The sequence below is a fragment of the Pseudomonas sp. TH15 genome (assembly GCF_016651105.1).
In the GTDB taxonomy this organism is placed as follows: Bacteria; Pseudomonadota; Gammaproteobacteria; order Pseudomonadales; family Pseudomonadaceae; genus Aquipseudomonas.
Window position 1 is genome coordinate 55108 of the sequence record NZ_JAEKEL010000001.1, and the last position, 14534, is coordinate 69641.

The 14534-nt window shown below is 59.2% G+C and carries 11 protein-coding genes and 2 tRNA genes; 4 read left to right on the plus strand and 9 right to left on the minus strand.

The window, feature by feature from the left end:
- The 5 genes from JFT87_RS00270 to rluD form a co-directional block, all read right to left on the minus strand.
- Positions 1-77, minus strand: a tRNA-Pro gene (locus JFT87_RS00270).
- 9 nt (positions 78-86) lie between these two features.
- Positions 87-162, minus strand: a tRNA-Asn gene (locus tag JFT87_RS00275).
- Between the two features lie 298 nt (positions 163-460).
- Complete coding sequence (clpB, locus tag JFT87_RS00280) at positions 461-3025, minus strand: ATP-dependent chaperone ClpB (protein ID WP_201198048.1); 2565 nt, start codon at positions 3023-3025, stop codon at positions 461-463.
- A gap of 131 nt (positions 3026-3156) precedes the next feature.
- Positions 3157-3882, minus strand: a complete 726-nt coding sequence (pgeF, locus tag JFT87_RS00285; protein WP_201198049.1) for a peptidoglycan editing factor PgeF — start codon at positions 3880-3882, stop codon at positions 3157-3159.
- A complete protein-coding gene (gene rluD, locus JFT87_RS00290; protein ID WP_201198050.1) occupies positions 3879-4841 on the minus strand; it encodes a 23S rRNA pseudouridine(1911/1915/1917) synthase RluD in 963 nt (320 codons plus the stop codon). Before rluD ends, pgeF begins: the two co-directional genes overlap by 4 nt.
- 151 nt (positions 4842-4992) lie before the next feature.
- Between rluD and JFT87_RS00295 the strand changes: the two genes are divergently transcribed.
- From JFT87_RS00295 to JFT87_RS00310, 4 genes are all read left to right on the plus strand, one after another.
- A complete protein-coding gene (locus JFT87_RS00295) occupies positions 4993-6015 on the plus strand; it encodes an outer membrane protein assembly factor BamD (RefSeq protein ID WP_201198051.1) in 1023 nt (340 codons plus the stop codon).
- A gap of 125 nt (positions 6016-6140) precedes the next feature.
- Positions 6141-6383 (plus strand): PP0621 family protein, encoded by a 243-nt coding sequence (locus JFT87_RS00300; protein ID WP_201198052.1) that lies wholly within the window; start codon positions 6141-6143, stop codon positions 6381-6383.
- Positions 6373-7962, plus strand: coding sequence for a sensor histidine kinase (locus tag JFT87_RS00305; RefSeq protein WP_201198053.1), 1590 nt, complete (start codon positions 6373-6375; stop codon positions 7960-7962). Before JFT87_RS00300 ends, JFT87_RS00305 begins: the two co-directional genes overlap by 11 nt.
- 2 nt (positions 7963-7964) lie before the next feature.
- Positions 7965-9305 (plus strand): sigma-54-dependent transcriptional regulator, encoded by a 1341-nt coding sequence (locus JFT87_RS00310; RefSeq protein ID WP_201198054.1) that lies wholly within the window; start codon positions 7965-7967, stop codon positions 9303-9305.
- A gap of 89 nt (positions 9306-9394) precedes the next feature.
- Here the strand turns inward: JFT87_RS00310 and thiO are convergent, their stop codons facing one another.
- Genes thiO through JFT87_RS00330 form a run of 4 tightly spaced genes read right to left on the minus strand, consistent with a single transcriptional unit; the run spans position 9395 to position 14524 of the window.
- The gene (gene thiO, locus JFT87_RS00315; RefSeq protein ID WP_201198055.1) at positions 9395-10495 is read right to left on the minus strand and encodes a glycine oxidase ThiO; all 1101 of its coding nucleotides are present in this window, start codon (positions 10493-10495) and stop codon (positions 9395-9397) included.
- A gap of 56 nt (positions 10496-10551) precedes the next feature.
- Entirely contained in the window at positions 10552-10953 is a 402-nt protein-coding gene (locus JFT87_RS00320; RefSeq protein ID WP_201198056.1) for a type IV pilin protein, read from the minus strand.
- A gap of 15 nt (positions 10954-10968) precedes the next feature.
- Positions 10969-14055, minus strand: a complete 3087-nt coding sequence (locus tag JFT87_RS00325; protein WP_201198057.1) for a pilus assembly protein — start codon at positions 14053-14055, stop codon at positions 10969-10971.
- Positions 14042-14524: a pilus assembly PilX family protein gene (locus JFT87_RS00330; protein ID WP_201198058.1), complete on the minus strand. Its 483-nt coding sequence runs from the start codon at positions 14522-14524 to the stop codon at positions 14042-14044. Before JFT87_RS00330 ends, JFT87_RS00325 begins: the two co-directional genes overlap by 14 nt.
- Positions 14525-14534: the final 10 nt, after the last annotated feature.

A 14534-nucleotide genomic window follows, 5' to 3' on the forward strand; every position in this document is an offset into this window, starting at 1 on the left:
TGGTCGGGGTAAGGGGATTCGAACTCCTGACATCCTGCTCCCAAAGCAGGCGCGCTACCGGACTGCGCTATACCCCGGTTTGAAATTGGCTCCGTGACCAGGACTCGAACCTGGGACCCAATGATTAACAGTCATTTGCTCTACCGACTGAGCTATCACGGAACTACATATTTCAATTTACAACGGTGAAGCTTGCTGCATCTCTTCGACCCGTTCGCATCGCTGCGTTCGTGTGTCTGAGGCGCGCTATTCTACAATCTTAAGCACCTCTGTCAACCCCCTAAATTGCATTCAAGTTAATGATTTGCAACTTATTTCAGATTTCTGCTTGGGGAGCAGAAACCCTTCCGGGTGACTTACTGCGGGGCGCACTTTACAAGCCTTTTCCTTAGAGTTCAACAGCCTGGCGAAAAAAAGGCCTCGCAATGCGAGGCCTTCTTTATTTCACTGGCATTACGGCTCAGGAGAAAACGATTTCGTCGTTTTCTACAATGCCGACAGCCGTCTCGCCCGGCAGGAAACGACCGGACAGAATCAACTGCGCCAACGGGTTCTCGATCCAGCGCTGGATCGCTCGTTTGAGCGGCCGTGCGCCATAGACCGGGTCGTAACCCACTGCGATCAACTTATCCATCGCCTCAGGGCTGAGCTCCAGTTTCAGCTCACGCTCGGTCAGGCGACTGCGCAGACGACCCAACTGGATCTCGGTGATGCCCGCAATCTGATCCCGCGCCAACGGTTCAAAGATCACCACTTCGTCGACTCGGTTGATGAACTCCGGCCGGAAGTGCGTGGAAATCGCATCCATCACTGCCGCGCGCTGGGCTTCACGATCACCGACCAACTCCTGGATCTGTACCGAGCCCAGGTTTGAGGTCATGACGATCACGGTGTTTTTGAAATCCACCGTGCGGCCATGGCTATCCGTCAGTCGGCCGTCTTCCAGCACTTGCAGCAAGATGTTGAAGACGTCCGGGTGGGCCTTCTCGACCTCGTCCAGGAGGATTACCGAGTAAGGCTTGCGACGCACCGCCTCAGTCAGGTAACCGCCCTCTTCATAGCCTACGTAGCCTGGTGGCGCACCAATCAGTCGAGCCACGGAATGTTTCTCCATGAACTCGGACATATCGATGCGAATCATCGCCTCTTCAGTATCAAAGAGGAATTCGGCCAGCGCCTTACACAGCTCGGTCTTACCGACCCCGGTCGGGCCGAGGAACATGAACGAACCACTCGGGCGATTCGGGTCGGACAACCCGGCACGGGAACGCCGCACCGCATTGGAGACCGCGATCACCGCTTCGTCCTGGCCGATCACACGTTGGTGCAACAGGCTTTCCATCTTCATCAGCTTGTCGCGCTCGCCTTCGAGCATTTTCGACACCGGAATGCCGGTCCACTTCGACACGACTTCAGCGATCTCTTCTTCGGTCACCTTGCTGCGCAGCAACTGGTTTTCGCTTTTGCCGTGCTGGTCGACCATTTGCAGGCTGCGCTCCAGGTCCGGGATAACCCCGTATTGCAGCTCGGCCATGCGGTTCAAGTCGCCTTTGCGGCGGGCAGCTTCCAGCTCCTGACGGGACTGTTCGATTTTCTGCTGGATCTGCGCCGAGCCTTGGACTTCGGCCTTTTCCGCGTTCCAGATTTCTTCGAGGTCCGAATACTCACGTTCCAGGCGAACGATTTCTACCTGGAGTTTTTCCAGGCGTTTAATCGCCGCTTCGTCGCTTTCTTTCTTCAGCGCCTGGGACTCCACCTTCAGCTGAATCAGACGACGCTCCAGACGGTCGAGCACTTCCGGCTTGGAATCGATCTCCATGCGGATACGGCTGGCAGCCTCGTCGATCAGGTCGATGGCCTTGTCCGGCAACTGACGGTCAGTGATGTAGCGATGGCTGAGCTTGGCCGCCGCGATGATCGCGCCGTCGGTGATCGCTACCTTGTGGTGAACCTCATACCGCTCTTTCAAGCCCCGCAAGATAGCAATGGTGTCTTCTTCACTCGGCTCTTCCACCAATACTTTCTGGAAGCGCCGCTCGAGGGCCGCGTCCTTCTCTATATATTGGCGGTACTCGTTGAGCGTGGTCGCGCCGACGCAGTGCAGTTCGCCGCGAGCCAATGCCGGTTTGAGCATGTTGCCGGCATCCATCGAGCCTTCGCCTTTACCGGCGCCGACCATGGTGTGCAGTTCGTCGATGAACAGAATGATCTGCCCTTCCTGCTTCGACAGCTCATTGAGCAGGGATTTGAGGCGTTCTTCGAACTCGCCGCGATACTTGGCACCAGCAATCAGCGCGCCCATGTCCAGGGACAACAGACGTTTGCCTTTGAGACCATCCGGCACTTCGCCGTTGATGATCCGTTGGGCCAGGCCTTCGGCGATGGCGGTTTTACCCACGCCAGGCTCACCGATCAGCACCGGGTTGTTCTTGGTACGGCGCTGCAGAACCTGAATGGTCCGGCGAATTTCGTCGTCACGGCCAATCACCGGATCGAGCTTGCCTTCTTCGGCGCGCTTGGTCAGGTCGACGGTGTACTTATCCAGCGCCTGACGCGACTCTTCGTGGTTGGCGTCGTTAACCGCTTCGCCGCCACGCAGGTTGTTGATCGCGTTTTCCAGGGCTTTCTTGCTCACGCCTTGGCCGAGCAGCAGTTTGCCGAGCTTGTTGTTGTCGTCCATGGCGGCGAGCAACACCAGTTCGCTGGAGATGAACTGATCACCCTTCTGCTGGGCCAGGCGATCGGCCTGGTTGAGCAGACGCGCCAAATCTTGCGACATGTTCACGTCGCCGGTCGGGTTCTGGATTTTCGGCAGTTGGTCGAGCTCTTTGGTCAGCTCTTTGCGCAGGCTGTTGACGTCAAAGCCGACTTGCATCAACAGGGGTTTGATCGAACCACCCTGTTGTTCAAGCATCGCTTGCATCAAGTGCGCCGGTTCAATGCCTGGATGATCGAGGCCGACGGCCAGGGATTGGGCGTCGGATAGAGCTAACTGCAATTTGCTGGTTAAACGGTCTATACGCATGGGTCACCTTCCTTTTGAGCAGGCCGGACCTAAAAAACCATCCTGAGTGAAGAAACCTGCCAGATACCTCACTAGATGCGGTCGATTCTGGGAGTTTCAAGCGTCATACGGTTGATGTAGATCAGGGAAGCTTAGTCTTCGAGCCAGATCAAAGAGGCAAACCGACCAGTGTGTGGACTGCGGCGGTAAGAAAAGAAGCGTGGATCGGTCACGGTGCAGAAACCGCCACCATAAACAGCGGTGACGCCACGAGCGGCCAGACGCAAACGCGCGAGCTCATAGATGTCGGCCATGAACTTGCCGGCGTTCTGACTCGGAACGAAGGCTTTAGCAGCCTCAGGCAGTTGCTGGATGAAGACTTCCCGTACTTCGGGGCCGACTTCAAAGGCTTGCGGGCCTATGGCCGGGCCGAGCCAGACCAGCACCTCATGCGGTGCCACGGCCAGACTGTCGAGGGTCGCCTCCAGCACACCCGCCGCCAGCCCGCGCCAGCCGGCATGGGCTGCCGCGACGCGAGTGCCGGCACGGTCGCAGAACAGTGCAGGCAGGCAATCTGCCGTCATCGCCGTGCAGGCAATACCGGGCGTCGCCGTCCAACTGGCGTCGGCAGTGGCTACCAGACCTGGATCAGCATGAGACACAGCAATGCCGTGAACCTGCTGTAACCAGGCCGGTTGAATAGAGAAATGATCGGTGAGGCGACGGCGATTTTCGGCCACAGCGTCTGGGCTGTCGTCGACGTGATCGCCGAGGTTGAGGCTGTCGAACGGCGCCAGACTGACGCCGCCCGCACGGGTGGTCACACAGGCTTTCACCCCGGCAGGCGCAGGCCAGTCGGGAATCAGCCAGTCGCTCATCCGATGAACGCCTCACGGTCTTGCTTGAGCAGGGTCAGCAACCAGACGAAATCGTCCGGAAGTGGCGATTCCCAGCTCATGCGTTTACCGGTCGTCGGATGATCCAGCTCCAGGAACCGCGCATGCAGTGCCTGACGTGGAAACGCCTTCAACGATTCGACCATGGTCACACTGGCTGCCGGCGGGATACGGAAACGACCGCCGTAGGCAGGATCTCCGACCAACGGGAAGTTGATGTGAGACATATGCACACGAATCTGGTGCGTACGACCGGTTTCCAGCTTCACCCGCACGTGAGTGTGGGAGCGGAAACGCTCGAGCACGCGGTAGTGGCTGACGGCTTGCTTGCCACCTTCCATCACCGCCATGCGCTGGCGTTGCTGGCCGTGACGACCGATCGGCGCGTTGATTTTGCCGCCGGCGGTCACCACACCGATCACGATGCACTCGTAGATCCGGCTGACGCTGCGACTCTGCAACTGTGTTACCAGCTGCGTCTGCGCTTGAATGGTCTTGGCCACCACCATCAGACCAGTGGTGTCCTTGTCCAGGCGATGCACGATACCGGCGCGGGGCACATTGATAATGTCCGGCACGTGGTGCAGCAAGGCGTTGAGCAAGGTGCCGTCAGCGTGACCGGCAGCCGGATGCACCACCAGACCCGCAGGTTTGTTGATCACCAGGATGTCGTCATCTTCATAGACGATGTCCAGCTCAATGTCCTGAGCGATCCATTCGCCCTGAGCTTCCTGCTCGGCGGTTAGCTCAAGAATGGCGCCACCATGAACGATGTCTCGCGGGCGGATAACCGCCCCATCCACAGTCAGGCGGCCGTCTTTGATCCAGGCGGAAAGGCGCGAGCGCGAGTGCTCAGCGAATAATTGTGCGGCGACTTGATCGAGGCGTTGGCCGCCCAATTCGGACGGCACCTCTGCGCGAAGTTCAATTTTATCGGACATGCTCAGACTAGGCGTCGGCACAGCCTTTGGTTTCGGCTGCGCGCTTGTGGTTAAATACGGCGTCTTTTGCCCCGATGCTATTCAAAGGGGCGCTCATCATAACAGGACGGCCCCGCCCAAGACAGCGGCCGTCATAGGGACGCAAGCCGCCATGCAAGTGAAACACCTGCTGCTGATCGCCATCCTCGCATTGACCGCTGCTTGCTCATCGAAGGAAGTCGTAGACGAAAACCTTAGCGAAGTCGAGCTGTACCAGCAGGCTCAGAAAGATCTGGATAACAGTAGCTACACCAGTGCCACAGCCAAGCTGAAGGCCCTGGAGTCGCGTTATCCGTTCGGGCGCTACGCTGATCAGGCTCAACTCGAGCTCATCTACGCCAACTACAAAAACGCCGAACCTGAGGCTGCCAAGTCTGCCGCCGAGCGTTTTATTCGTTTGCACCCACAGCATCCGAACGTGGATTACGCGTATTACCTCAAGGGTCTGACCTCCTTCGACCAGGACGTCGGCCTGCTGGCGCGCTTCCTGCCGCTGGACATGACCAAGCGTGACCCGGGCGCTGCCCGCGACTCGTACAACGAGTTCGCCCAGCTGACCAGCCGCTACCCGAACAGCCGCTACTCGCCGGATGCCAAGCAGCGCATGATTTATCTGCGCAACCTGCTGGCCTCCTACGAGATTCACGTTGCCGACTACTACCTGACTCGTCAGGCCTACGTCGCCGCCGCGAACCGTGGTCGTTATGTCGTGGAGAACTTCCAGGAAACCCCTTCGGTCGGTGACGGCCTGGCGGTGATGGTCGAGTCCTACCAGCGTCTGCACCTGGACGAACTGGCCAACACCAGCCTCGAAACCCTGAAGCTCAACTACCCGAACCACCCAAGCCTGGTGGACGGTCAGTTCAAGCCATCGGTAGCCGAAGCGGACAACCGTTCGTGGCTGAGCAAGGCGACCCTGGGCCTGATCGAATCCCGTCCGCCGCTGCCACCGGGCGAAACCCGCGCCAACCAGGACGTGCAGAAGCAGTTCCAGGACGCGAAAGATTCGATTCCTAGCGAGCTCAAGCCTAAAGATGGCAACGGCGAAGTGATCCAGGAAGAACAACACGAAGCGGAAGGCAACAACAGCGACCGTTCGTGGTTCAGCTACATGACCTTCGGCGTGTTCGACTGATCACACCGGATGGACAAAAAGGGAGATCTGCGGATCTCCCTTTTTCATGTCCGCGCTTTAATAGGCTGTGCGCTAGTCGGGTCCTTGGCTAAACTGCCTGATCATCATTCATAAAGCAGCCCGCCATGCTTCGTTTACTGTTCTGGATCGCCCTGATTGCCGCTGCGGTATGGTTCTGGCGCAAGTTCAAGGCGCCCGTCGCTTCAAATCAATCCAACCGTGCCCCGCGCGAGCAAGACGCGTCGCCGATGGTTCGTTGCGCCCACTGCGGCGTGCACCTGCCTCGCGACCGTGCGCTGAGTCTTCAACAACAGTGGTATTGCAGCCAGGCTCACCTCGAGCAAGGCCCGGGCTCCAGTGATCGCTGAGGCTTCCAGCCCCGGCAGCAAACAAGCCCAGCGACTGCTGCGCCTCTATCATCTCTACCGTTTAAGTATCGGCATCACCTTGGTGCTGTTGATCTCCAGCAACATGGACAACCAGTTGCTGATGTTCGCCAACAACGACCTGCTGCGCAGTGGCAGCTGGTTGTACCTGGTACTGAATATTCTGCTGGTGGTGTTCCTGGAGAATACCCGCCGTCCCGGCCAGTTATTCAGCCTGGCCCTGGCCGATGTGTTGCTGCTGTGCGGTCTGTTCTACGCTGCCGGCGGTGCGGCCAGCGCCATTGGCAATTTGCTGATCGTGTCCGTGGCCATCGGCAACACACTGTTGCGCGGGCGTATTGGCTTGCTGATCGCCGCAGTCGCGGCCATTGGCATTGTCGGTTTGAGCTTCCTGCTGAGTTTCAGCCGCCCCACCAGCCCCAACGACTACCTGCAAGCCGGCACGCTTGGCGCCCTGTGCTTTGCCGCGGCATTGCTGGTGCAAGGTCTGATCCGACGTCTGGAGGTCAGCGAACACCTGGCCGAGCAGCGGGCCAGCGAAGTGGTCGGCCTTGAAGCCCTGAACGCGCTGATTTTGCAACGTATGCGCACCGGCATCCTGGTGCTCGATGACCAGCGGCGGGTGCAACTGGCCAACCACAGCGCCCGGTCCCAACTGGGCCAGGACCACCTCGACGGCGAGTTGATCGATGATTATTCACCGACCTTGGTCGAACGCCTGCAACTGTGGTTCAACAACCCGACCTTGCGACCCCAAAGTCTGAAAATCGCCAGTTCCGGCCTCGAGCTGCAACCAAGCTTCATTGCCCTGGACCAAAGCCCCCATCATCAGACCTTGGTCTTTCTCGAAGACCTCGCCCAGATCTCCCAGCAGGCCCAGCAACTGAAACTCGCCGCCCTGGGTCGCCTGACCGCCGGTATCGCCCACGAGATCCGCAATCCGCTGGGCGCCATCAGTCATGCCGCACAGTTGCTGCAGGAATCCGAGGAACTGAACGGCGCGGATAGACGTCTGACCCAGATTATTCAAGACCACTCTCAGCGAATGAATCGGGTTATCGAAAACGTCCTGCAACTGTCCCGCCGTCAGCAAACCACGCCGCAACGGCTCGATCTGAAGCCGTGGCTTGCGCGGTTCGTCGCCGAAGCCCGCGAGACCGCGACCGAACGCCAGACCATTCACCTGCGCATCGGCGCCGGCCATGTCACAACGCTGATGGACACGAATCAACTGTCCCAGATACTCGACAATTTGTTGCGCAATGGCTGGCGTCACAGCGCCCTGATTCATAAACAGGCAGAGGTCTGGCTTGAGTTGTTTGTCGACCCCGACAGCCAGTTGCCGGTCCTCGAGGTGCAGGACAATGGCCCCGGCGTGGCGCCGGACCAGCAGGCGCACTTGTTCGAACCCTTCTTCACCACCAGCAGCCAGGGCACTGGCCTGGGGCTTTATCTGTCCCGTGAGCTGTGCGAAAGCAACCAGGCGCGCCTAGACTTCAAACCACGCCAAGGCGGCGGCTGCTTTCGCATCACCTTTGCACACGGACGGAAACAAAGTTGAACATGAGCCCACGGCAAAAAGTCCTGATCGTCGACGACGAACCGGATATCCGCGAACTCCTGGAAATCACCCTGGGACGGATGAAACTCGACACTTTCAGTGCCCGCAACCTTGGCGAAGCCCAAGCCCTGCTGGCCCGGGAGTCATTCGACCTGTGCCTGACCGACATGCGCCTGCCGGACGGCACTGGTCTGGAACTGGTGCAGCACATCCAGCAACGTTACGCCCAAGTGCCGGTGGCGATGATCACCGCCTACGGCAGCCTGGAAACCGCCATCAACGCCCTCAAGGCTGGTGCCTTCGACTTTCTGACCAAACCGGTGGACCTGACCCGGCTCCGGGAACTGGTCACCAGTGCCCTGCGCCTGCCCGCACCCGGTGGCACCAGTACCGCCATCGATCGACGATTGCTCGGCGATTCGTTGCCCATGCGCAGCCTGCGTAAACAAATCGACAAGCTGGCCCGCAGCCAGGCACCGGTGTACATCAGCGGTGAATCCGGCAGCGGCAAGGAACTGGTCGCTCGTCTGATTCACGAACAAGGCCCGCGCGCCAATCGTCCCTTCGTCCCGGTCAACTGCGGGGCGATACCGTCGGAATTGATGGAAAGCGAATTTTTCGGCCATCGCAAAGGCAGTTTCAGCGGCGCCATCGAAGACAAACCAGGCCTGTTCCAGGCAGCCCATGGCGGCACTCTGTTCCTCGATGAAGTGGCTGATTTACCGCTGGCGATGCAGGTCAAACTGCTGCGGGCGATTCAGGAGAAAGCCGTGCGCAGCGTCGGCGGCCAGCAGGAAACCGTGGTCGATGTACGCATCCTTTGCGCCACCCATAAAGACCTCGACGCCGAAGTCAGTGCCGAACGTTTTCGTCAGGATTTGTATTATCGGCTCAACGTGATCGAGTTGCGGGTGCCGCCCCTGCGTGAACGCCGGGACGATATCGAGACACTCGCCAGCCATGTACTCAAGCGCCTGGCGGCCGGCACCGGCCAACCCGCGACAAAACTCCACCCGCTAGCCCTTGATGCGCTGAAAAGCTACCGCTTCCCAGGCAACGTGCGGGAACTGGAGAACATGCTCGAACGCGCCCACACCTTGTGCGAGAACAAACAGATCGAAGCCAGCGACTTGCGCCTGGCCGACGGTAACTGCGCTGCCGAAGCCGGCGTGCCGGACCTGACCCGGATCGACAATCTGGAAGATTATCTGGAAAACGTCGAACGCAAACTCATCCTCCAGGCGCTGGAAGAAACCCGCTGGAACCGCACGGCGGCGGCGCAGCGGCTGAATCTGTCGTTTCGGTCGATGCGCTACAGGCTGAAGAAACTCGGTTTGGATTAGCCTCTAAAAGATCGCAGCCTTCGGCAGCTCCTACGTGGAATGCGATTGGCGTAGGAGCTGCCGAAGGCTGCGATCTTTTGATCCTGACTTTAAATCCGCCCAACCGGCGCATACGGTGCCGGATCAATGATCGGCGCCCTGCCCAGCATCACATCCGCAAACAACTGACACGACGCCGGTGCCAGCACCAGCCCATTGCGATAATGCCCGCAATTGAGCCAGAGCCCGTCAAACCCTGGCACCCGGCCAATGTAGGGAATGCCTTCTGGCGAACCCGGCCGCAACCCGGCCCAGTGGCCCACCACCTCGGCATCCGCCAGCGCCGGAATCAACTCCACGGCCGAGGCTTTCAGGCTTTCCAGCGCCGATTCGGTCGGGGTCTTGTCGTATCCTTCGTGCTCCAGCGTACTGCCGATCAGGATATGCCCATCGCGTCGCGGAATCGCATATCGCCCCTTGGCCAGCACCATGCTCGGCAGGAAGTCCGCCGCGCATTTGTAGAGAATCATCTGGCCTTTGACCGGCTCGACCGGGAGCTCCAGGCCAAGGCTTTTGAGCAAGTCGCCGCTCCAGGCTCCGGCCGTCAGCACCACCTGATCACCATAAATCGCGCCCGTTGATGTCTGCACCCCGACCACCGCATCGCCTTCACGGATAAACCCGCTGACTTCGCACTGCTCATGGATCGTCACGTTCGGCAGCGCCACCAGCGCCGCTTTCAAGGACTTCACCAGCCGTGGGTTGCGCACATTGGCCACATCGGCCATGTAGATCGCCCGGGAAAAACCGCTACCCAAGACAGGCACAGCGTCATGAGCCGCCGAGATATCCACAGCCCGTAGCGGACGATTTTCCCGCTTGGCCCAGGCCAGCGCTTCGGCCTCGTCGTCCAGGTCCAGCCAGTACAGCCCGGTTGTGTGCACTTCGGGGTCGACACCGGTGGCGGCAAAAAGCCTTTCACCCAGCTGTGGATAGAAATCCTGGGACCAGTGAGCCAACGCAGTAACCGCCGGGCTGTAGCGCCACGGATAGAGCGGCGAAACGATGCCACCCCCGGCCCACGATGACTCCTGGCCGACGTTCGAGCGATCCAGCAGCACAACGCTCTGTACTTCGGACGCGAGATTGAATGCGGTCAGCAGGCCGATCACCCCGCCGCCGACAATCACCACTTGCTGTTGCCTGCTCATGTTCTGATCCAACCGTTCATTAGACAGAGGGCGCAAGAGGCACCCGAAAAAGAAACTCAGCGACCCCAGCAATCCTTGGTGACCAGCCCGGCCTGGGCGTTGACCATGCCTCTGACGCCGGTACTGGTGATGGTGAAATCGCCGCACTTGTCAGTAGCCATGGCCGCGCCGACCTTGCGCACAGCCGTCACGAGGAAGGTCTGATCGGTGATGGTCGGTGTAATGGTGTAGTAGTCGTTACCCGCGCTCAGGCCTGTGACGTTGGTGTAAACGTTATTTTTTGAATAGAACCGCTCAAGAATCTGCGCTTGATCGGAAAGCAGCCCGACCACGTCGGCGCGACGGCCCTTTTTCACGTATTCGGTGAAGCTCGGATAGCCAATGGTGGCGATTATCCCGATGATCGCAATCACGATCATGATTTCGATCAGGGTAAAACCTCGGTTGGATCTGCGCATTGCCTCAACTCTCACTTACTGTATTTGTCGCCACATGATGCGACGGCTGCCGCCACCGCCGGGTTTCTCCACAAGGGAGGTAATGCCGCCGCTGGAGTCGTTCACGATCTTGCGGGACGCATTGTTGACGACCGCGTTCAGCGTTGGAATACCACCGGTGAAAATCACCCCGCTGGAAATCGCATCGTTGCTGTCGACCACCCCGTCACCATTGGTGTCGAGCACTGCGTAGTTGAGCATCTTACCGCTGAATGCATCCAGTTCGACCAGTTTGCCGGTGCCGAAACTGGCGCAAGGGTCGGTGGTATCCACGCTGGCCGTGGTGAACACGATCCGACCAGCCACCAGACTGGCCTGATTGATCACCCGCTCACCCGTCAGCACGTTGTTGTAAACCAGCGGCAGGTACCAGCCCTGCTCCGCCGGGTAAGTCGTTTCATTCTGAGTCGTGGTGATGAACTGCCCGCCGGTGCTGCTGGTGGTCACTCCGGTCACCGCCTGTGCCTGCAAACTCGACACGGTCAGTTGACCAGCGCCGCCATTGGCATCCCAGACTGCGTAAAAGGCCTGGAGATCCTTACTGGTCTTGTCGGTGGTCTCGTTGAATTTGCCGGTGCCGAAAAACACTTCCTTGCCGCCCAGGGAGTTGTCCGCCAGCAGTGGTTGCGCGGTAATCGGCTGAGTGGTGCCACCGGGAGTCGTGAACAACGGCTTGCCGGAAAAGGCCACGCCCCAGGTGTCGGTCGTCGCGCCGCTCAGGTCGAACTTCCACATGCGCCCTTTCAAGTCGCCGCCATAAGCGGCCTGCACCACGTTCTGCGAGTTGACCTTGAGCTTCACCGACGACAAGCCGTTGGTGGTTTCGGTACTGTCGATGACGATTTTCTTGATCAGCGAACCGTCACGAACATCCACCACATACAACGCCGCGACACCGGAATTGCTCCCATAACCATTGGAGATGAATGCCGCCCAGCGCCCATCGGCCAAGCGTGCCACTTCGGGGCGGGCATAGGCATAACCCAGGTCATTGAAAACGTTTGCCGTGTTCGCAGTGGTCGGCGCACTGATTTCCCACAACGCATTGAATACATTGCCCGCCGAGGCATCGAACAACTGCACGGCGTAGAACGTCTTGCCACCGGCCCCTACACCGCCAAGGGCCAGGGTTTTCCAGGCGCTGTTGAGTTGCATATCGAACACGCCGACCTGACCATCGACCAGAAACTTGTGGCTCACCCCGTTGATGTAGGCGGGATCGGCGATGTAGTGCAACGATGGCAACACACTCGAAGGCATATAGGCAAAACGTCGGGCGCCGTTGGCCGCGTTGATAACGTTGAGGAAGCCGTTGTTGGCATTGACCACCAGGCTGGCGCTCATGTTGGCCGCTTTGGTTGCCAGGTAGGCGGTGTAAGTGGAGTCGCCCACCAGGTCCGAAGCGGTTTGGTCTGTGGGCGAAGCCAGTGCCAGCGGCGAGTTGATGATGTCTCCCAGTAGCACCGTGCGTACTTTCAGCCCGGTCTTGTTGGTGCCCTTGCTCCATTCCACCAGATCATTGCCGACGATGCCGGTCGGCAGGCTCAAGCCGAGTGACGTTTGCTGGGCCGGGGAAAAGTTGCTGTAGGCCAGGGTAATCACAGCGTTGGTAAGGCTGTTCCAGGACTGGTAGATCGGGGCCGTAGCGCCAGGCACGATGACCGTGTCGGTGGTCCATAACACCGCTGCGGTGTTCACCGAACCGCTAGTGGTGAAACCATAGGACTTGATCGTCCCGCGCCAGTCCTTGGGGTCGTACGTGGTCTGGTAGTAACTCGAACCGCTGGCCAGCGTGCTGCTGCTGGTGACACCACTCCCGCCGGATCCAGCCTTGGAGGTGATGTTACTCAGGGCAGAAGACAACGCCGCGTTGAGGCCGGCAGCGTCGTTAGCCTGGTAATACAAGCCTTGGCCGTAAGCCGCTGCATCCGACAACATCTGGTTGGACGAGGTGAATCCGACGGTATAGGTGTTCATGTTCTGCTTTGGGAAATCCGCGGAATTCCAGGCCTTGCCCGCCAGATCCGTACCGGTCGAACGCATGTCGATGTCGAAGGCGAACTTGGCGATATCGTCCAGATACAGCGTATCGCCCTCATTGTCGCCATTGAGGTTGTTGCCGTCATTGTTGATCCCGTCCCAGTTGGGTAAACGGCTGCCGCCCAGCGGATCGTTGCTCGGGAAGGTGCGGTCGTAGGTCGGAAGGCCATCGGTGATCACCACGCCGTAATTCTTTTGGCAGCGGTACTGGATCGGGCTGGTGTAGGTTGCCGGCGTCGAGTTGTAGTACGGCGTCATGCCACGAAAGTAACGGGTGATTTCGTAGTAGGTTTCGGCCAATGGCGTGTTGGCGATGGCGCTCAAGTTGTTGATGGCTGAGATCAAGTTGTTGTAATTGTTGTCAGCTTGAGACTGGGTGACGCTGCCAGTGACGACCGCCAGATCGCTGATGGAACGTGCGATATATCCGCCGTTTGCGGGGCTGTTGCCGGTAGGCGGATTGAAGGTCGACAAACCGATACGCAAGCCCCGGTTACTGGTCACCAATGCCGTCGACACGTTACGCGCAACGTTGATCCGGTAGTCGGTAGGGATCGTGCCGGTCGTAAAGTCACGGTTTGCACCATTGGCCAGCCCTACCAGATAGGCAATGTAATCGCCGGTGTATCGCGTGTTGCCACTACCGACCGGATCCGGCAGCTTCAGGCATTGTGGAATCAGGCTGTTGTTGTAAAACGCATAGGCGCCGCCCGAGCAACCGGAGGTCGGCAGGCTCGACAGAAACACCGGATCGCCGGTGATCGTTGATGACGTCAGGCACAGCCCGAGCACTGCGTTGCATTGCCGTGCGGGGGTGCGGGTAACCGTCGGATCAAACCCTGTCGCATAGATAATGCTGTTCATGCTGCCGGAGTCGTCGATCAGCAGCATCACATTGGGCGGTACCGCTGCAGCACTCAGCAGCGGTGAGTCGGAAGGCGTAAACGCCCAGGCCGGCGCCGCCAGATAAAAACTCAGCAACAGGCCAAGCAGCAGCATCCGGCACCGATCAATACTTGGCATAGACGCTCTCCACCACACTGCGAATGTTGTTACCCACGATGCCCACCGCCGTGACCCGATACAGCGTCGCCGAGGTGTTGCTCGGCACATTGATGGCTGTCAGCGTGGTGCCGATGTTCTGCACCCCATAAAAACCGCCACCGGCGGCGATCCAATTGACCCCCGACGTGGAGTTGAGCCCGGCACCGGTCACCGCTGAGGATTCAGCCGGCGGCGCACATTGCGTCGTGGAGCCACACACTGCCAGCGTATAGGTCGCCAGTTGCACCGCGCTTTCGCCGATGCGCAAGTTCATCTCGGCCAGTTGAAAGGATTGATTGCGCAGGGTCACGCTGCCGGCCATTTTTTCCTGGAGGGTCGCGTTTTGCATCGATGAAATTCCGATCAACGTCAGCAGCAACAGAAACACCAGGCTGATCAACAAGGCCATTCCCTGTTGGTCTTTTTGCATTTTTGTCAGGGTTCTCATCCGGCACTCA

What these genes read in the sequence shown, in the direction of transcription:
- rluD (WP_201198050.1), bottom strand. Translation starts at nt 4,841, where the DNA reads ATGTCCGATAAAATTGAACTTCGCGCAGAGGTGCCGTCCGAATTGGGC.
- JFT87_RS00320 (WP_201198056.1), bottom strand. Translation starts at nt 10,953, where the DNA reads ATGCGCAGATCCAACCGAGGTTTTACCCTGATCGAAATCATGATCGTG.
- JFT87_RS00300 (WP_201198052.1), top strand. Translation starts at nt 6,141, where the DNA reads ATGCTTCGTTTACTGTTCTGGATCGCCCTGATTGCCGCTGCGGTATGG.
- thiO (WP_201198055.1), bottom strand. Translation starts at nt 10,495, where the DNA reads ATGAGCAGGCAACAGCAAGTGGTGATTGTCGGCGGCGGGGTGATCGGC.
- JFT87_RS00330 (WP_201198058.1), bottom strand. Translation starts at nt 14,524, where the DNA reads ATGAGAACCCTGACAAAAATGCAAAAAGACCAACAGGGAATGGCCTTG.
- JFT87_RS00310 (WP_201198054.1), top strand. Translation starts at nt 7,965, where the DNA reads ATGAGCCCACGGCAAAAAGTCCTGATCGTCGACGACGAACCGGATATC.
- clpB (WP_201198048.1), bottom strand. Translation starts at nt 3,025, where the DNA reads ATGCGTATAGACCGTTTAACCAGCAAATTGCAGTTAGCTCTATCCGAC.
- JFT87_RS00295 (WP_201198051.1), top strand. Translation starts at nt 4,993, where the DNA reads ATGCAAGTGAAACACCTGCTGCTGATCGCCATCCTCGCATTGACCGCT.
- pgeF (WP_201198049.1), bottom strand. Translation starts at nt 3,882, where the DNA reads ATGAGCGACTGGCTGATTCCCGACTGGCCTGCGCCTGCCGGGGTGAAA.
- JFT87_RS00325 (WP_201198057.1), bottom strand. Translation starts at nt 14,055, where the DNA reads ATGCCAAGTATTGATCGGTGCCGGATGCTGCTGCTTGGCCTGTTGCTG.